This is a genomic window from Shewanella sp. A22, from assembly GCF_053850585.1.
Map to the genome: position 1 here is coordinate 1 of NZ_JBSQBN010000020.1, position 19,878 is coordinate 19,878.

The 19,878-nt window shown below is 40.3% G+C and carries 15 protein-coding genes; 13 read left to right on the plus strand and 2 right to left on the minus strand.

Going from position 1 to position 19,878, the window contains the following annotated elements:
* Window positions 1-181: 181 nt before the first annotated feature.
* Window positions 182-1,777, minus strand: a complete 1,596-nt coding sequence (locus ACWXWT_RS05580) for an ABC-F family ATPase (RefSeq protein ID WP_456040633.1) — start codon at window positions 1,775-1,777, stop codon at window positions 182-184.
* A 665-nt stretch (window positions 1,778-2,442) separates the two neighbouring features.
* Between ACWXWT_RS05580 and ACWXWT_RS05585 the strand changes: the two genes are divergently transcribed.
* A complete protein-coding gene (locus ACWXWT_RS05585) occupies window positions 2,443-4,455 on the plus strand; it encodes a methyl-accepting chemotaxis protein (RefSeq protein ID WP_456040634.1) in 2,013 nt (670 codons plus the stop codon).
* Between the two features lie 397 nt (window positions 4,456-4,852).
* On the opposite strand, the gene ACWXWT_RS05590 is transcribed toward ACWXWT_RS05585, so the two are convergent.
* Window positions 4,853-5,764 carry a LysR family transcriptional regulator gene (locus tag ACWXWT_RS05590; protein ID WP_456040635.1) on the minus strand — a complete coding sequence of 304 codons (912 nt, stop codon included), beginning with the start codon at window positions 5,762-5,764 and terminating at the stop codon, window positions 4,853-4,855.
* Between the two features lie 319 nt (window positions 5,765-6,083).
* On the opposite strand from ACWXWT_RS05590, the gene ACWXWT_RS05595 reads away from it, so the two are divergent.
* From ACWXWT_RS05595 to ACWXWT_RS05650, 12 genes are all read left to right on the plus strand, one after another.
* The gene (locus ACWXWT_RS05595; RefSeq protein ID WP_456040636.1) at window positions 6,084-6,818 is read left to right on the plus strand and encodes a histidine phosphatase family protein; all 735 of its coding nucleotides are present in this window, start codon (window positions 6,084-6,086) and stop codon (window positions 6,816-6,818) included.
* A 51-nt stretch (window positions 6,819-6,869) separates the two neighbouring features.
* Window positions 6,870-7,637, plus strand: coding sequence for an SDR family oxidoreductase (locus ACWXWT_RS05600; RefSeq protein WP_456040637.1), 768 nt, complete (start codon window positions 6,870-6,872; stop codon window positions 7,635-7,637).
* 69 nt (window positions 7,638-7,706) lie between these two features.
* Window positions 7,707-8,831, plus strand: a complete 1,125-nt coding sequence (locus tag ACWXWT_RS05605; protein ID WP_456040638.1) for an NADH:flavin oxidoreductase — start codon at window positions 7,707-7,709, stop codon at window positions 8,829-8,831.
* A gap of 75 nt (window positions 8,832-8,906) precedes the next feature.
* Window positions 8,907-10,118, plus strand: coding sequence for an acyl-CoA dehydrogenase family protein (locus ACWXWT_RS05610; protein WP_456040639.1), 1,212 nt, complete (start codon window positions 8,907-8,909; stop codon window positions 10,116-10,118).
* Between the two features lie 86 nt (window positions 10,119-10,204).
* Complete coding sequence (locus tag ACWXWT_RS05615; protein WP_456040640.1) at window positions 10,205-11,242, plus strand: phosphotransferase family protein; 1,038 nt, start codon at window positions 10,205-10,207, stop codon at window positions 11,240-11,242.
* Between the two features lie 41 nt (window positions 11,243-11,283).
* The gene (locus tag ACWXWT_RS05620; protein ID WP_456040641.1) at window positions 11,284-12,045 is read left to right on the plus strand and encodes an SDR family NAD(P)-dependent oxidoreductase; all 762 of its coding nucleotides are present in this window, start codon (window positions 11,284-11,286) and stop codon (window positions 12,043-12,045) included.
* 67 nt (window positions 12,046-12,112) lie between these two features.
* Complete coding sequence (locus tag ACWXWT_RS05625; protein ID WP_456040642.1) at window positions 12,113-13,918, plus strand: acyl-CoA dehydrogenase; 1,806 nt, start codon at window positions 12,113-12,115, stop codon at window positions 13,916-13,918.
* 255 nt (window positions 13,919-14,173) lie between these two features.
* Window positions 14,174-14,635: a MaoC family dehydratase gene (locus tag ACWXWT_RS05630; protein WP_456040643.1), complete on the plus strand. Its 462-nt coding sequence runs from the start codon at window positions 14,174-14,176 to the stop codon at window positions 14,633-14,635.
* A gap of 62 nt (window positions 14,636-14,697) precedes the next feature.
* The gene (locus ACWXWT_RS05635) at window positions 14,698-15,618 is read left to right on the plus strand and encodes an SDR family NAD(P)-dependent oxidoreductase (protein ID WP_456040644.1); all 921 of its coding nucleotides are present in this window, start codon (window positions 14,698-14,700) and stop codon (window positions 15,616-15,618) included.
* A 94-nt stretch (window positions 15,619-15,712) separates the two neighbouring features.
* The gene (locus ACWXWT_RS05640; protein ID WP_456040645.1) at window positions 15,713-16,894 is read left to right on the plus strand and encodes an acetyl-CoA C-acyltransferase; all 1,182 of its coding nucleotides are present in this window, start codon (window positions 15,713-15,715) and stop codon (window positions 16,892-16,894) included.
* A gap of 146 nt (window positions 16,895-17,040) precedes the next feature.
* Window positions 17,041-18,705: an AMP-binding protein gene (locus ACWXWT_RS05645; protein ID WP_456040646.1), complete on the plus strand. Its 1,665-nt coding sequence runs from the start codon at window positions 17,041-17,043 to the stop codon at window positions 18,703-18,705.
* A gap of 57 nt (window positions 18,706-18,762) precedes the next feature.
* On the plus strand, window positions 18,763-19,827 hold the full coding sequence (locus ACWXWT_RS05650; RefSeq protein ID WP_456040647.1) for a patatin-like phospholipase family protein: 1,065 nt from the start codon (window positions 18,763-18,765) through the stop codon (window positions 19,825-19,827).
* Window positions 19,828-19,878: the final 51 nt, after the last annotated feature.

Genomic DNA, 19,878 nt, shown 5'->3' on the forward strand with positions numbered 1-19,878 from the left:
TTTCAAAGTCCTTTATGCTTCGTTAGATGCTTTCAAAATAGAATCACTATTCGCTTCAATCATCTGCCTTGCCTACAGCACTTTGAACTCCCGCTGAAAGATCACATATTTAATAGGATTGGTATTACTCATTTATTAGATGAGTACAGGCTAAGTACAATTGTACTCACCATTATAGCGGTTAACTTCTGGCTTCTGCTTGGCTTGCAAGGTATTCATCAAATGTCCCTTGGAAGTTTATCAATTTTTTATCTTTAACATCAATAATACGAGTGGCTAACGATGATACAAACTCACGGTCATGGCTGACAAAAATCAAAGTGCCTTCAAATAATTTCAATGCTTGATTTAGCGCTTCAATCGCTTCCATGTCCATGTGATTGGTTGGTTCGTCCATTACTAATACGTTAATATCCATCATCATTAACTTACCGAATAATAAACGGTTTTTTTCACCACCCGAACAATTTCGGACCTTTTTGTTGGCGTCGTCATCTGTAAATAACAGACGACCTAACATACCTCGCACCATCAAATCGTTGTGCTTTGGTGTACGCCATAATGACATCCAATCAAATAAAGTCATGTCATTATCAAAGTCTGCAGTACTGTCTTGTGGACAGTAACCAATGGCTGCATTTTCAGACCATTTAATCCTACCATGATTGTGTTGTAATTCATTTACCAAGCAACGTAAGAGGGTAGTTTTACCTACGCCGTTTTCGCCAATAATGGCCAGTTTTGAACCCGCTTCAAGAATAAGGTCACCATGTTCGAATAGCACTTCATCGAAACCGTGTCCAAGTTCTTCAAGGACGAGCGCTTGGCGATGCAGCTTTTTACATTCTGTAAAGCGAATTGATGGGGTAATACGACTTGATGACTTCACATCGTCAAGTTTAATTTTGTCCATCTTTTTAGCACGTGAACTGGCTTGTTTTGCTTTAGAGGCATTCGCACCAAAACGATTAACGAAGTCTTGTAACTCGTCAATTTCAGCGCTTTTCTTGGCATTGCCCGCTAAAAGTTGTTCACGAATCAGACCAGATTGAGCTAAGAAATATTCATAATTACCAGGATAAACACGTAATTCACCGTAATCGATGTCAGCCATATGCGTACAAACAGAATTTAAGAAATGTCTGTCGTGTGAAATGATAATCATGGTGCATTTACGTTTGTTTAGCTCTGTTGCCAACCAACTAATGGTATGAATATCCAAGTTGTTGGTGGGTTCGTCGAGTAATAGAATGTCTGGGTTAGCAAACAGGGCTTGCGCGAGTAGTACACGTAGTTTCCAACCTGGAGCAACCTGCTGCATTAACCCAAAGTGAAATGATTCTTCAATACCGGCTTCTAATAGAATTTCACCAGCGCGACTTTCCGCTGTGTAACCGTCCATTTCTGCAAACTGGCTTTCTAAATCGCCCACTCGCATACCGTCTTCGTCACTCATTTCGGCTTTAGCGTAGATGCTGTCTCGTTCTTGCTTGACTTTCCACAGTGCAACATCGCCCATGATCACTGCATCAACCACACTATATTGCTCAAATGCGAATTGGTCTTGACTAAGTGTACCCACTTTAAAGCCTGGTGTGATGGACACGTTTCCTGATGTTGGCGCAAGAGCCCCGCTTAAAATTTTCATAAACGTGGATTTGCCACAACCATTTGCGCCGATTAAACCATAACGGTTTCCGTGGCCAAATTGAGCGGAGATGTTTTCAAATAATGGCTCGGGGCCAAACTGCATGGTGATATTAGCGGTAGAAATCAAAGCAATTTTCCAACTGTGTACTAACTGAATATTTATCAACAAAAGGCAAGTAAACAGCCGTGTGAGAATAAGACAGACGTGAGTATATGTAATTAAATAGGCCGCGAATTATACAGGTTAGCGCTAAGTTGTCGATTTATAATCTGCTAATATTATGTTTGATGTGTTAAACCACAAACGTCAACCCTGCGCGACTTGGTGTCTGCTGTGATTGACTTAACCTGCCTTCCTAGCTGGTAAAGCGTTGTTTCGTGTTATTTAACCGTTTTTTTAGGTGTCTGATGTACGTTTAACACTAGGAATTTGGGAAGATCTCGTATTTTGAACTATACATAAACCACGGTCTGATAAATGGTATGAGTAAAGTTATTTATACAGAACAAACGTTGTAGGTAGAAGGTATGGTATTGACTCATTTAGAGAGTAAAGATAGGGCTAAAGCATTCACTTTCCATTAGATAATGATGACATCTGGTCGTTTTTACAATTTGAGTCTCCGCTAAACAACAAAACTTAACGCGATTACGATATTTTTGAAGATTAATGTCTATCTAGGTCACATTTTATGTTTCAAAAAGGATGCTGAGCTCACTTTAGATGTACATTAACCACGCAGACGATACCTACTTTAGTTTACTTTTCACCATTATTATAAGAGAGAGTATATGAACTATAAACACTGGCCTATATCAAAACAAATAGGCTCTCTTGTTATATTGTCATCCATTATTATTTTTACTGTTATATCTTGGTTTTCGTATTTATCAGCAACGACGGTATTGCACGATAAAGCGATTCAGGCAATGAAGTCTCAAATGCAAAGTAATGCTCATTTAATTGAGCTTGAGTACAACAGCATGTTGTCTTTGGCGAGACGAAATTCGGATATGCTTCGGACTTTATTTCCTGGCCAATTTTCAATAGGGAATGGCACGGTTGAGGTAGCAGGTGTTAACACGCCATTACTTACCCATGATGATGAACAAGTGAATAATGTTAATACTAATGTCGATCATTTTTCGCATCTTACCGGAGGCGTTGCGACGATATTTGCTCGTGATAATGATGATTTTGTTCGAGTGACAACATCATTAAAGAAAACAGACGGAAATCGGGCATTAGGCACTTATTTAGGTAACAAACATCCTGGTTATCAAGGCTTGATTAATGGAGACGTGTATGAAGGCTACGCCAAACTGTTTGGCAAAGATTACATGACCATTTATCAACCTGTAAAAGATCACAGTGGGAAAGTTAACGCTATCTTATTTATCGGTTTTGATATAACTCAATCGGTTGAACAGATCCGAGATTCATTGAAAAAATTAACTCTTGAAGAGTCAGGTTCTTATTCAATTATTCGTAATGCAGACAAACAAGTTATCTCTCATCGCGAGTTAAGTAAAGAAGCCCCTTTTACAGAAGCATTGTTTGATGGCCTTTCACTTGAACAGGCACTGAAAGATAACGGCAGTTGGATTTACACATCGTTATCGGGGCAACAAATGTTTTCCTATTCTGTCAACATTATCGGCTGGAACTGGACTCTAGTTGGTTATGTTCCTGAAAAAGAATTAAGTGATGAAAGCCTAGAGATGCTAAATATCAATGCCATATTGGCATTACTGGGTATAGTGATCATTTCAATTTTAGTGTTTACGGTTATTAACCGAGCCGTTAAACCGCTAAAAAAATTAGAGGGACAGATTGCTAAATTAGGCCATGGAGACCTTTCACAGCAATTTATCGAATGCTCTGAAGACAGCCTCAACGAAGTTGACCATATCACCGTTAGTGTCACGAAAATGGCAGCGAGTTTAGCCGGATTAATTGTGTCGCTAAAACAGTCTGTCATTAGCTTAGAAAACCAAGCAAACTTGAGTCAACAAACGTCACAATTAAATGGTAATGAAGCAAAAGTACTGTTAGATCAAACAGAGCAAATTGCGACGGCTATTGAAGAGATGTCTTCTTCGATTAAAGATGTTGCACAAAATGCTGCCCAAGGTGCTCAACAGGCGCAAGAAATCGATAGTGCTTCCCATGAAGGGCATACACAGTTAACCCAAGCGGTTACAGCATTCCAATCGTTGAGTGAACAGTTGATTCAAAGTCAAACCAATATTGAAAGTGTTAACAAAGAAAGCCAAGCGATTAGCCAAGTGATGGAGGTGATTAATAGCATTGCGGAACAAACTAATTTACTTGCATTAAATGCGGCGATTGAAGCCGCTAGAGCGGGTGAACAAGGTCGTGGTTTTGCGGTTGTTGCTGATGAAGTACGCTCTCTGGCACAAAGAACACAGCATTCAATAGGTGAAATTAGTTCGACTATTAGTAAATTACAACAACAAGTTGAACACACCGCGACACAAATGAACCAGTGTCAACAATTGGGCATTTCATCAACAGAACAAGCTTGTGTGGTTAATGATCAACTGAGCCTCATTAACCAAAATATTGGTGAGATGGCATCGTTTACATCAAGTATTGCAGGTGCCACCAAGCAACAAAGTACCGTTGCTGATGAAGTTGCGCATAACCTGCATACTATCTCTACACTGGCACATAATAGTGATGAGCGGGCGACAAAAGCGGTGGCTGACGCAGAACAATTAACCGAACTAGCAGGCAATATTAAACAACAAATATCTGTGTTTAATATTAATTCTAAATAAGTTATGTGTTCGAGATAAACGGTTTTTTGATCTGTAATCAGGCACAAAGTGTTATTTTATAAGCAATAAAAACCGTTTAACCTCACCTAAAAAATGGGGATTTTAGAGCATGTTCATTGAATAATGGCTCATCTAAAAATCTTCTTTACAGTTTGTCATTGTGGTTTTAGGCGAAGAATTAGGCCATATAAGTTGAACTTCGTAAACAACTTAATATGGATAGGGCACAAGGTGTTAATTTTGCTAAAAACATCAACAACTAAGCCTAAGTAAGATGACCTTTACAAAACATTGTAGTCTGTAAGGGTATGATAATACTCATTTAATATTCAATTAAGTGAGAAAGTAGCCCTGCTATATAGAAGGGCTTAATTGTTGACTGTTTTGCATGCAAACATTAAGTCATTATTCTGGTATTTGTTGCGGCAATGATCATTTTATTTCTAAGCCACTTATTGGCGGGTTCTTTGTCTACATTGACATGCCAATATAAATGCACACCAATCTCAGGTAATTCCACAGGCATTGGATGAATTGCAATATCGAGCATTTGCCCATACATAGCCGCAGCCGTTTTAGGTAATGTAAGTAACATATCATTATTTAACAATACTCTACATGCAGATAACGCATGCTGACAGCGTAATGTTATCTTACGATGTAATCCAACCCGAGAAAGTTCAAAATCTTCTAAACCTGGGCCAGTTGATCTTGACGACACTAATATGTGGTCTAAACGAAGGTAAGTGTCTAAATCGAGTTTAGGCGCAATGGCTGGATGGTTTTTGCGTGCGACAACAACAAGTTGGTCAAGTTCTAATTGAGTGTGCATAATATTATTGCTAACAGGGATCAAGGTATCAATTGCTAAATCAATATCACCACTTGCGAGCTTGTTTTCTAATTCAGTTCGCCTTACTCGTTTATTGCTTCGTAAGTTGATTGCAGGAGACTCAAGCGACAAGCTTTGCTGTAGTATTGGTAAATAGTAGGGTTCTAAAGATCCATGTAATGACAGTGAAAAACTTTTTCGCGAGGTTAATGGTTCAAATTGCCGGGACTGTACTAAGCAAACTTGTAGTTGATGTAATGCTTCTCGCACATCATCAATCACATTCTTAGCAACGGGTGTAGGCCTCATTTCATTGCCTTGCCTGATAAACAAAGCATCATCAAAATGGGTACGCAATTTGCCTAATGAATGGCTCACAGCAGGTTGCGATAAATTAAGCACTGAAGCTGCCTTAGTTATATTCCCTTCGCAATATATGGCATCGAATACCACAAATAAATTCAAATCAATTTTCATACACACTCCGGTGATTTCACTGCATAGATTTAAAATATCTTAATCTGTATCTACTATTTAAAATACAAATAGTAGGGTATTAGAACTATTCATTTGTTCAATTTAGATGTTGGGATTAGCATAGTCAAGTAGATTCGGTGCAGAGCAGATTTACAGCCGATACTCATGACAATAATAAGTTTGTAGGACAAGCAAAACGATTTTACACCCGATGCAATGTTGCATTTTAGCTTGTTCGTTTGAGATTAAAGACAATTTAAACAGTTAGTTAATTTGATTCCGTATTGGATCATCACTTTTATTCAGTTAGAGACCTAATATGGCAGCAATTTACTTGATTCGACACGGGCAGGCATCTTTTGGAAGTACTGATTACGATCAACTGTCAAATAAAGGTAGCCAACAAGCGACAATATTAGGCCAGTATTGGAGTTCTAGAGCGACACCAAGTAAGTTCTATTGTGGTGATTTATTACGCCATGGACAAACGTTAACCAGCTTTGTGAAAGGGTACCAAGGTGAGTCGACACCCATGGTAATCCATTCTGGTTTTAATGAGTTTGACCACGTTGATATTTTACAAAAATACAATGCCCAGTGGAATAATTTCGCCGAAATGAGTGCGGAAATCAACCAACGGAACGAGCCTAATAAAACCCTGCAAAAAGAGTTTTCTCAGGCGCTAGAACGATGGGTGTCTGGTGATAAGGACCATGAATACAAGGAAAGTTGGCCTCAATTTAAGGCGCGCTGTATTCGGGCGCTACACAACATTATTGAGCAAGAATTAGCAAATAAACGTGTTCTCAGCGCAGTAGCCAGTGACACTAAAAATAGTAAAGACATTTTAGTGTTTACCTCTGGCGGAACAATTTCAGCGATAGTGCAACATATTTTGCAATTGAGTGATCAACAAACATTGGCCATGAACCAACAAGCCAGAAATACCGGTGTGACAAAACTGTTATTCTCCGAGAACATGCTAAGTGTTGATTACTTTAATAACTACAGCCACTTAGAGCAGGCAGGCGATGACTGGGTAACCTTTAGATAATAACGTACCCATTGATGCTTTGAATCATTAACAAAAAATTAAGGAAATAAAATGAACAATGGCAATTTATTTGATTTAACAGGGAAGGTTGCACTCGTGACCGGTGCAAGCCGTGGTATTGGGGAAAGCGTTGCTAAAGTATTAGCTCAGTACGGCGCTCATGTCATTGTTTCGAGCAGAAAAATTGAAGCATGCCAAGCAGTTGTCGATCAGATTACTGCCGCAGGTGGCAGTGCGCAAGCAATCGCTTGTCATATAGGTGAAATGGAACAAATTGATTCAATTTTTGCCACTATAAAAGAGCAGCATGGCAAGCTAGATATTTTGGTCAATAATGCAGCGGCAAATCCATATTTTGGTCATATTATTGATACCGATTTAACGGCTTTTCAAAAAACTGTCGATGTGAACATTCGTGGGTATTTCTTTATGTCGACCCAAGGCGCGAAGTTAATGAAAGAAAGCGGCGGCTCAATTATTAATGTGGCTTCGGTGAATGGTGTTATTCCGGGTGATTTCCAAGGTATTTATTCTATTACTAAAGCTGCGGTTATTTCCATGACGCAAGCATTTGCGAAAGAGTGTGCTCAATTTAATATTCGTGTGAACGCGCTATTACCTGGTGGCACAGACACCAAATTTGCATCAGCCTTAGTGGATAATCCAACCATTCTGAAGCAAATGATGCATCACGTGCCAATGCGACGTGTTGCACAACCAGATGAAATGGCTGGCACCGTTTTGTATTTAGCATCCAATGCATCTAGCTATACAACTGGCACTGCCATTAATGTTGATGGTGGTTATTTAATTGGTTAAGCGTACATAAGTAAATTAATCAATTTAACAACAATAATAAAATAAGTCATTTAACGCTAGGAAACCGACATGAATAACGATAGTAAAACCAGTATTAATAAGTTATTTGAATCTTTTAACACCAAATCGTTGTCTTTAAAAAATAAAACTGTAATGGCTCCGATGACACGTGCATTTTCACCTAACTATGTGCCCAATGAAGAGGTTGCAGCGTATTACCGACGTCGTGCAGAAGGCGATGTTGGTCTTATTATCACTGAAGGAACATTTATTTCCCATAAAGCCGCCAATGGATATGAAAATGTTCCGGCTATATACGGCGAACAAGCATTAGCGGGTTGGAAACATGTTGTTGATGAAGTCCACGCAGCCGGTGGCAAAATTGCCCCACAACTTTGGCATGTTGGGGCAGTAAGAAAACCTGGCATTGGTCCCGATAAAGAGTCACCAGCCTATAGCCCTTCAGGTTTATATAAGCCCGGCGCTGCAAATGGCGTCGCGATGACCCAAGCCGACATTGATGAGGTGGTTGCGTCATTTGCACAAGCCGCACTGGATGCTAAAAATATTGGTTTTGATGCTATTGAAGTTCATGGCGCCCACGGTTACTTGGTCGATCAATTTTTCTGGGAAGGGACAAATCAACGTGACGACCAATATGGTGGCTCGTTAGAAAATCGTACTCGCTTTGGTGTTGAAATTGTTAAAGCCATCCGCGCTGCTGTAGGTGAAGACTTTACAATTATCTTCCGTTTTTCACAGTGGAAACAACAAGATTACAGCGCTAAATTATGTCAAACCCCTGCCGAACTAGGCACCTTCCTAGGTTTGTTAAGTGAGGCTGGCGTTGACATTTTTCACGCTAGTACGCGCCGATTCTGGGTGCCAGAATTCGAAGGTTCAGACCTAAACCTTGCAGGTTGGACCAAAAAATTGACCCATAAACCAGTTATTACCGTTGGTAACGTTGGCTTAGATGCTGACTTTATTGGCGAAGGAAACGCTGATTTATCTGGTACCTCAAACCCAACCGGAATTGATGAGTTATTAGTACGATTAAACAACGACGAATTTGATTTAGTCGGGATTGGCCGTGCGTTATTAGTTGATCCGCAGTGGGTTAATAAAATTAAACACAATGCGATTGATGACATTAAGCCATTTAATAAGAAGTCATTAATGTCGCTGAGTTAGTCAGTCCTAAACACAAGGCTAGGCAATCATTACAGCACCTATTAACGCCGTAATTACCCAGTAAAAGGATATAAAATGAATTTTGAATACAGTGAAAAAGTTCAAGGGTTAATCAAACGAGTCAATGACTTTATGGATTTACATGTGTATCCCGTTGAGGATGAAATGCATAAACAAGTTGAATTAGACCCATGGTCAACACCACCTTTAATGGAACAACTTAAGGCAAAAGCAAAAGCAGAAGGCTTATGGAATTTGTTTTTACCGGTAGCTTACGGCAAATACAGTGCTGGGTTAACTAATTTAGAATATGCACCGCTTGCTGAAATTATGGGCAAGGTAATGTGGGCGCCAGAAGTGTTCAACTGTGCTGCACCTGATACTGGCAATATGGAAGTATTAGCCAAATACGGTAATGAAGCACAGAAAAAGCAATGGTTAGAGCCATTACTTGAAGGAAAAATACGTTCTGCTTTTGCAATGACAGAACCTGAGGTGGCTTCAAGCGATGCAACCAATATTGAATTACGCATTGAGCGAGATGGCGATGAATATGTCATTAACGGGCGTAAGTTTTACATTAGTGGTGCGTGTCGTAAACAATGTGAAATCATGATTGTGATGGGCAAAACGGACCCTGGCAATAGCAATAGATATATTCAACAATCACAAGTGCTTGTGCCGATGAATACGCCTGGAGTCACTTTAGTTAGACCAATGAAAGTGTTCGGTTATGACGATTCCCCAGAAGGCCACGGTGAAGTCACATTTACCAATGTTCGTGTTCCTGTTGAGAATATTATTGTGGGTGAAGGTAAAGGGTTTGAAATTGCACAGGGACGTCTTGGCCCTGGTCGAATTCACCATTGCATGCGCTCGGTGGGAATAGCACAGCGAGCATTAGATTTAATGTGTAAACGCGTTAGTGAGCGCATTGTATTTGGTCAACCGATGATAAAACAACAATCTGTTCGTGAAGACATTGCTAAATCAGCTTGTCAAATTGAGCAGGCGCGTTTAATGACCTTAAAAGCAGCGCAAAAAATGGATAGCGACGGTAATAAAGCCGCTAAAGACTTAATTGCAATGATTAAAATTGTTGCTCCAAGCATGTCTCTTGATGTGATTGACCGCGCCATACAATGTCACGGTGCGGTTGGGGTCAGTCAAGATACCTTTTTAGCTCATGCATGGGCTGGCCAGCGTACGCTTCGTTTAGCCGATGGCCCAGACCAAGTGCATATGATGCAGCTGGGTCGCGATTTAGTAAAAAAAATCGTTGAATAAATCGATAGTAGGTTGAAGCGCTACATCGCGTTTCAACCTGCATTTGAATTCGACAGACTAAATCAATAAAACAAGAGTATTGCTAAATGCCACAAGTATTCCCTATCGATAATGAACAACTTAGTGCTTATTTAGAGCAACATGTTAAAGGCTTTAAAGGGCCGATCACCTTGGAAAAGTTTTCTGGTGGTCAATCTAACCCAACTTATAAAGTCACTTCAGCATCTGGTGTCTATGTGTTACGACGTCAACCGCCGGGCAAGTTACTCAAATCAGCCCATGCTGTTGACCGTGAATATAGAGTGTTACATGCCCTAAAAGACAGTGCGGTGCCTGTCGCTAAGGTTTTTCATTTGTGTGAAGACACCACTATTATCGGTTCAATGTTCTATTTAATGGAATATTGCGATGGGACCGTTTACTGGAGCGCATCGTTACCCGAAATAGACACAAATGAACAACGCTCAGCAATGTATGACGCAATGAATAATGTGTTAGTTGCTTTGCATCGTGTTGACGTTGATGCCGTTGGTTTATCTGATTATGGTAAAGCAGGTAATTATTTTGAGCGTCAGTTTGGTCGCTGGAGTTCGCAATATCGCGTTACCGAACTGAACGAAATTCCAGCAATGGATGCGCTTATTCAGTGGTTGGAAGAACACATACCAGAAGATGATGGACGTGTTTGTTTAGTCCATGGCGATTTTCGCTTAGACAACATGATGTTTGCCAAAGACAAACCTAAGGTGATTGCTTTACTTGACTGGGAGCTCTCAACACTAGGTCACCCTTTTGCAGATTTAGCTTATCAGTGTATGCAACTACGTATGCCTGCAGGCATGGGAACCATTGATGGTTTAAAAGATATCGATCGAGCAAGTTTAGGTATTCCAACAGAAGAAGAGTATGTCGCTCAATATTGCCAGCGAATGGGGATTGCACGAATCGAAAACTGGGCGTTTTATCTTGCGTTTAGTTTCTTTCGTTTGGCCGCTATCGCACAAGGTGTGGCCAAACGTGCAACAGAAGGCAATGCCTCTAACGAACATGCTAATAAAGTGGGTTCGTTTGTAGCGCCTTTAGCGCAAATGGCATTAGACGTTATCAGTAAATCAAAATCATAAAAACAACATAAACAAGACCCTCAATTACAGGAGTTACTCCCATGGATCCATTATTAGACTTTACCGGTAAGGTTGCCGTTATAACAGGCGCAGCACAAGGTTTTGGCAAGCTTCTCGCTGAAGAATTAGCCAAACGTGGCGCAAAATTAGTTATAAGCGACATTAATGAAGCGGGTGTTCATAAAGTGGCTGATGATATTGCCTCTAGTGGCGCTTCTGTTATCGCAATGAAATGTGATGTATCTAAAGATGCATCATGTAAAGCCATGGTTGATACTGCAATTGAACATTTTGGTCGAGTTGACATTGGCGTGAATAATGCAGGTATTGCCCATGAGTTTATGCCGCTACATCATATCGACGAGTCGGTGATGGACAGCCAATTTGCCGTAAACGTTAAGGGTGTGCAATTTGGTATGCGTCATCAAATACAACAAATGCTTAAGCAAGGTGAGGGAGCCATTCTTAATGTTAGCTCTATGGCAGGCCTTGGTGGTGCGGCTCGAGGCAGTGCTTATGCGATGGCTAAACATGCCGTTATTGGTTTAACCAAAACGGGTGCAGTTGAATATGGCCGCGAGAATATTCGTATTAATGCTATTTGCCCATTCTTTACCCTAACGCCTATGGTGACCAACTTCGCAGACGAAGAAAAACAAAAGAAAATGGCCCGTGGTGCGCCTATGCATCGTCTTGGTGAACCTAAAGAAATCGTTGCTGTGATGCTAATGATGTTGTCACCAGCAAACACTTATATGACAGGTCAATGTATTGCGGTTGATGGTGGCGTATCTGCGTTTTAACCGTATCAAAGACACATTACTTGAATGACAGAAAACCTGCTCAGTAACAAGATAAGAAGAGAATATTATGCCTGCAACGTTAATGAATGAACGTGATCTTGAATTTATGCTTTATGAACTGTTTGATAGTGAAGGATTGACTAAACGAGAACGTTATCAAGATCATGATCGCCAAACGTTCAATGAAGTGGTTAACACCGCAAAAGCGATTGCAGAAAAATATTTCCTTCCTATTCGTCAAAAGATGGATGTTGAACAACCGACTTTTGATGGTAAAAAAGTGCATATCGTGCCGGAGCTTAAAACGGCCATTGATGCGGTTAATGGGTCTGGTATTGGGTCTGCGACAGCTGATTATGATTTAGGTGGTATGCAACTGCCACCAATAATAGCCAGTGCCGCAGGGTCTTTTTTGAGTGTAGCCGGTGGTGTCGGCATGGGTTACAACATGTTAACCACTGCGAATGCCAATTTACTGCAAGCCCATGGCAGTGCCGAGTTGATTGAAACGTGGGTAAAACCTATGCGTGAAGGTCGGTTTATGGGCACGATGGCAATGACAGAACCAGGCAGTGGCTCAGGCTTAGGTGATTTATCAACTAAAGCGGTTAGGGCAGAAGATGGCACATATCGCGTAACGGGTAATAAAATCTTTATCTCAGGTGGCGATCATGATTTAAGTGACAATATCGTTCATTTGGTACTAGCGCGCATTCAAGGGGCACCTAAAGGTGTTAAAGGGATTTCATTATTTGTAGTGCCTAAGTTTTTGCTGAATGATGACGGTTCTATTGGTGCAGACAATGAAGTAGCGCTTGCAGGTTTATTTCATAAAATGGGTGGACGAGCGCAAACATCGACGGCATTGAGTTTTGGAGAAAAAAATGGGTCAGTTGGTTATTTAGTTGGTGAAGAACACTGTGGCTTAAAGTACATGTTCCATATGATGAATGAAGCTCGCATCATGGTTGGTACCAGTGGTGCGGTACTGGCAGTTGCGGGTTATCAATACTCAGTAGATTATGCAAAAAACCGCCCGCAAGGTCGCTTACCTTCGTGTAAGGATCCATTGTCTCCGATGGTCAATATCATTGAGCATGCCGATGTAAAAAGGATGTTGTTGGCGCAAAAAGCGTTTGCAGAAGGGGCTATGGCCTTAGTGCTATATGGTACTCAATTAAGTGATGATGAACATACCGCTGAAACACCAGAGCAACGTCAATATGCCCATACACTGTTAGATTTTTTAACCCCTATTATTAAAACATGGCCATCAGAATACGGCCCAAAAGCTAATTCATTAGCGATTCAAGTGATGGGCGGCCATGGTTATATCAACGAACATCCGGTCGAAATGTTTTATCGTGATAACCGCTTAAATCCCATTCACGAAGGGACCACAGGGATCCAATCTTTAGATTTGATGACCCGTAAAGTACCGATGAACAAGATGCAAGGTTATAAAGCAACGTTGAATGAAATTTTGAAAACCATTGATGAGGCAAAGCAATATGACAACTTGAATGAGTTTTCAAACCAGTTAAGTCAAGCGGTTGAAACGTTAACCATTACAACAGATGCGGTATTAACGGCAATGTCGACTAAAAATATTGATTTAGCCTTAGCTAATTCGGTTAAGTATTTAGAACTGTTTGGTCATGTGATTATCGCATGGTTATGGATTAAACAAAGTATTGTTGCCACTAAAGCCTTGACTAAACAACCTCATCAAGCAGATGTTAATTTTTATCACGGTAAATTACAGGCTTGTCAGTATTTTTATCGATTTGAACTGCCCAAAATTTCGCTATGGTCTAGCTTATTGGTTAACACTGACAGTACAAGCTTTGACATGCAGAGTGACTGGTTTTAACTAATAATATTAATTTCAATGTATTAACACGTTAACCATTTATTAAATCAATAAAATTTAAAACATTATCGATTCATTCGGTAATGTTTTTTTGTTTTTTACTTCGTACTGCTATAACTCGCCTTTCTATTCATCTTGCGAATATCTTAGTATCAAAACTATTCATTTGTTTAATTGCTCTACCACCATTAGCATGAGTTATCGCTTAAATTTTATTCATGGATAGTATCTTGAAGTTGAAGAGGAAAGGGAACAATGCCGACAGTAATTAATCGAAACGACATAGCTAACTATAATGGTTTTCAAGCAGAGCCTACAAGCTGGTACCAAGTCACTCAAAGTCAGATCAATCAATTTGCAGATTGCACTCTAGATCATCAATTTATTCATGTCGATGAAGAAAAAGCTAAAGCAACACCATTTGGATCAACCATTGCTCACGGTTTTTTATCACTATCAATGCTGTCTCATTTTGCTGAAGAGTTTAGCGTCATGATTGATGGTTTTTATATGGGTCTAAATGCGGGTTTCGACAAAGTGAGATTTTTGCAACCTGTTACCGTTAACAGTCGCATTAGAGCACACGCCAAAACCCTTTCTATTGAAGAAAAAAAACCAGGACAATTTCGCTTATCCACCGAAGTCACTATTGAAATTGAAGGTGTAGATACACCTGCACTTGTTGCTGAGTGGATATCAGTGCAAATGGTTAAGTAACAATCATATTCACTTTAATAATAAAAAATAATACCGACTAAAGAAAGCGCTAAGGAAACATTATGACGATCAATTTTGCAGGAAAAGTAGCTATTGTAACAGGTGCGGGTAACGGTTTAGGGCGTTCACATGCATTGGAGTTAGCTAGACGTGGTGCCAAAGTGGTTGTTAATGATTTAGGCGGTGCACGTGATGGCAGTGGTGCATCTTCGGCAGCATCGCAAGAGGTAGTTGCTTTAATCGAAGAAATGGGTGGCGAAGCCATCAGCCATGGTGCAAACGTAGCTAACTTTGATGAAGTACAAGATATGGTTCAGCAAACCATGGACAAATGGGGACGCGTTGATATTTTAATTAATAACGCTGGTATTTTGCGTGATAAATCGTTTTCAAAAATGACCTTAGATGACTTTAAATTAGTCATGGATGTACATGTTATGGGGTCGGTTAACTGCACTAAAGCCGTGTGGGAAATTATGAAGCAACAAAACTATGGCCGTATTGTGATGACGACATCATCCAGTGGCATGTACGGTAACTTTGGTCAGTCTAACTATGGTGCCGCTAAAATGGCGGTACTTGGCTTAATGAATACCTTAGTGCTTGAAGGTGCAAAAAATAATATCAATATCAATGCACTTGCACCAACTGCCGGTACGCGTATGACAGAAGATTTAATGCCTGAAGAAATCGTTAAAGCATTTGCTCCAGAAGCGGTCACCGCAGGTATGCTTACGTTGTGCGATGAAGGCGCTCCTAATCGCTTTATTTTATGTGCCGGAGCCGGTGGTTATTCAAGTGCCAGTATTTTTGAAACAGAAGGCTGCTTTATTCCTAAAGCATCACAAAGCCCTGAATCAGTTCGTGAAAATTGGAACCAACTAACGGATCAACATAATCAAAAAGCGCTTGTGTCTGGTGCACAACAAGGTGAGAAATTCGTCCTTAAAGCAATGGCATTTATGAAGTCTCAGCAACAATAATTCATTGCGTAGAAAGGATTAAAAGACTGCTTAAATCATTGTGAATAGCAGCAACAAGATTAGTCTAACAATAAATAGAATAATAGGAATTATCATGAAAGAAGCAGTCATTATATCAGCCGCCAGAACGCCTATCGGTAAAGCGTACCGTGGTGCCTTTAACGATTTATCGGCCCCAACGTTAGCCGCTGTTGCCGTAAACGCAGCAGTAGAAAGAGCCGGTATCGATCCAAATGAAATTGAAGATTGTATCTTTGGTGCAGCGTTAACCCAAGGTAATCAAGGTATGAACTTTGGTCGTCAAGTGGCTATGGCTGCTCATTTACCTGTGTCGGTGCCAGGGATGACAGTTGATCGTCAATGCTCTTCAGGTTTAATGTCAATTGCAATCGCCGCTAATCATATTGTGTGTGATGGCGCGAAAGTTGTTGTTGCCGGTGGTTGTGATTCAATTAGTTTGGTGCAAAACGATAAAATGAACATGCACCGTGCAGTCGATCCAAGTGTTAAAGCGTATCGTCCCGCTATTTACATGCCCATGCTTGATACCGCTGAAGTGGTCGCAAATCGATATGATATTTCACGCGAAGCCCAAGATGCATATGCATTAACATCACAACAACGCACAGCGGCTGCTCAAGCAGAAGGTAAATTTGATGATGAAATAGTACCCGTTACCTGTACTAAATTGGTCATGGATAAAGCCAGTGGTGATATTAGTAAAGAGCAAGTTACCTTAACCAAAGATGAAGGTAATCGTCCTTCCACCAATATCGAAGGCTTAGCAGGCTTAAAAGCTGTTAAAGATAATGGTTCAATCACTGGAGGTAACGCATCACAACTTTCTGATGGCGCTGCCGCCGTAGTGGTTATGGATCGTGAATTAGCTGAACAACGTGGCTTGGCTCCTTTAGGTGTGTATCGTGGTATGGTGGTTGCTGGGTGCGAACCCGATGAAATGGGTATTGGTCCTATTTATGCCATCCCTAAGTTACTTGAGCGCCATGGCTTAACCATTGATGATATTGGTTTATGGGAAATCAATGAAGCCTTTGCCGTTCAGGTGATTTATTGTGCCGAAAAATTGGGTATTCCTGCAGACCGTTTAAATGTCGATGGCGGAGCCATCTCAATTGGCCATCCTTATGGCATGAGCGGGACCAGAATGACGATGCATGCGTTGATTGAAGGTAAACGCCGTGGTGTTAAATATGTAGTTATCAGTATGTGTATTGGTGGTGGTCAAGGCGCTGCAGGATTATTTGAAGTGTTATAAAGCGGATTCTTATCCAAAAAACAAACCGTAAGTAAGTGTGCATCATTGACAATAATAATAAACATAGCTGCTAGAGTATTAGGTTCTATTACGCATTCGAGATGAACTTTGCAGCCGCTAATAACGTAACATTTGGGGACAATATTATGGAAAAGATTTGGCTTGAAAAGAGTTATCCGCCTGGGGTTGAGTTTGAAATCGATCCCGATAAATATAACTCTTTAGCAGATTTGTTTTTTAAATATACCAAGTTATATGCAAGTAATACCGCGTTCATTAACATGGATGTCAGTATTACTTATCAACAGCTTGCACAGCAAGCGACTGATTTTGCCGCTTACTTACAGCAAGATTTAGGCCTAGTTAAAGGCGATAAATTTGCCATTATGATCCCCAACACGCTGCAATATCCTATTGCGTTATTTGGTGCTCTTATTGCAGGCCTGACAATCGTTAACGTTAACCCTTTGTATACCGCCCGTGAGTTAGAACATCAATTAAAAGACTCGGGTACTAAAGCTATCCTTATCCTTGAAAACTTTGGCCATGTATTACAATCTGTGATTGATAAAACGGATGTTAAACATGTTATTACAACTGGCGTAGGTGACCGATTAGGTATTATTAAAGGTGCATTAATTAATGGTGCGATTAAACATGTCAAAAAATTGGTTCCAGAGTTCAATTTACCAAATTCGGTTAAATTTAATGATGCTATGGCCAAGGGCAGCAAGCAAACATTTATGCCTGTAGATGTTGTTGGATCAGATCTAGCCTTTTTACAATATACAGGTGGAACCACTGGGCCATCTAAAGGCGCAATGCTGACGCACCGCAACATGGTTGCTAACCTAGAACAATCTAATGCGGTAACTAAAAATGTTTACGAAATTGGTAAGGAGATCATTGTTACGGCATTGCCGCTTTATCATATCTATGCGTTGACGTCGAACTGTTTAGCCTTTTTGCCGTTTGGTGGGACCAACTTATTAATTACCAATCCAAGAGACATGGCAGGGTTTGTGAAAGAGTTGGCTAAATATCGCTTTACCGTTATTACTGGCGTTAATACATTATTTAATGGACTGCTTCACACACCTGGTTTCGATAAACTGGATTTCAGTGCGTTAAAAATGGGCTTTGGTGGGGGAATGTCTGTGCAACGCCCTGTTGCCGAACATTGGGAAAAAGTCACTAAGAGTCGCCTTTTAGAAGGATATGGTTTAACCGAATGTGCACCTTTAGTCACAATGAGCCCATATAACCAAAAAAGCTACAATGGTTCAATTGGGTTACCAGCATCGTCAACGGATATTCGTTTAGTCGGTGCCGATGGTGAAGACGTTGCGCTAGGTGAACCAGGCGAAATGTGGGTTAAAGGGCCACAAGTAATGAAAGGTTATTACAACCGTCAAAAAGCAACCGATGAAGTATTAATCGATGGTTGGCTTGCGACGGGGGATATCGCCACCATGGACGAAAACGGTTTCTTTAAAATTGTTGACCGCAAAAAAGACATGATCAATGTGTCTGGTTTTAATGTATTTCCGAACGAAATTGAAGAAGTTATCGTCATGCATGAAGGCGTTCTTGAGGCGGCAGCTGTGGGGGTATCCTGTGATGCCACCGGTGAGCGAGTCAAAGTGTATATTGTTCGCAAAGATCCAAGCTTAACCGAACAAGATATCTTTGATCATTGTAACGAGATGTTGACCAATTATAAGCGTCCTAAAATTATCGAATTTATGAATGAATTACCTAAAAGCAATGTAGGTAAAGTGTTACGTAAAGACCTTCGTAAACAGTCTTAATCTTTGATGACGTTCTAGTGTCGGCCTAGCAGCCGACACGATAATAATAAGAATGATATGTTAGAAATATATGCTGGTGAAACGGCCTTAAAAAAAATCCACAAATATGGCTTTTATCCTGAATTATTTAGCTCATTTCTTGGTGCTAGTGGTGGCCCTAAATGGTTCACTTTATTGGGATTAGACAAGTACCTCTTTGGAACATTTTTTAAAGGAAGAGAGACCCCTTTAAATGTCATTGGTTCAAGTGCTGGTGCATTTCGTGCTGCGTGCTTTGCCCAAAATGATCCTGTTGAAGCCATTAAACGTTTAGCTAAAAACTACAGTGAAACGGTGTATTCTGACGATACTAAACCACAGCCAGAAGAGATTACCACTAAAGCCATTGAACTACTTGATGTGCTTTTAGGTGATGCTGGCGCAAATGAAATAATGACGAATAAAATATTTAAAGCGCATTTTATTGTGGCCAAATGCAATGGTTTCGTCGCATCAGAAAACAAGTTGCTACAAGGATTAGGACTCGCTAATAGTTTTATTCGAAATACCGTCAGTCGACCATTACTTAGCAGCCAGTATGAACGTTATATATTTCAGCATAACCAAAGCGATTTAACGCTGTTTGATCCGGATAACATCGTAACCACTACTGTGCCATTTAGCCAAAATAACATCAAGGGAGCACTGCTGGCGTCGGGTTCAATTCCTATGGTGATGCAAGGTATAAAAGACATTGCAGGTTGTCCCCAAGGCATGTATCGAGATGGAGGGATTATTGATTATCATTTTGATTTTAAAATACAAAATGAAGGGTTAACCCTTTATCCTCACTTTAGTTCCACATTGAAAGCTGGCTGGTTTGATAAAAAGTTATCCCGAAAAGTCAGGTTAGCACATTACGATAAAACGGTATTGCTGTGTCCTTCAGCAGCATTTGTTGACTCGCTTCCTTTTAACAAAATACCCGATCGTAGCGACTTCATAAAAATGAAACCCGCGCAACGAATCCAATATTGGCAGCAAGTTTTTGTTGAAAGTGAAACGTTAGCAGAACATTTTAAAAAATTTTATCAACAACAAAACATTAGCAGTATTAAAAACATCCACCAGTTACTTGATTAAGTACTTCACGTGAGTACGTTAATCGATAATTTACATAAAAAGAGAACAATA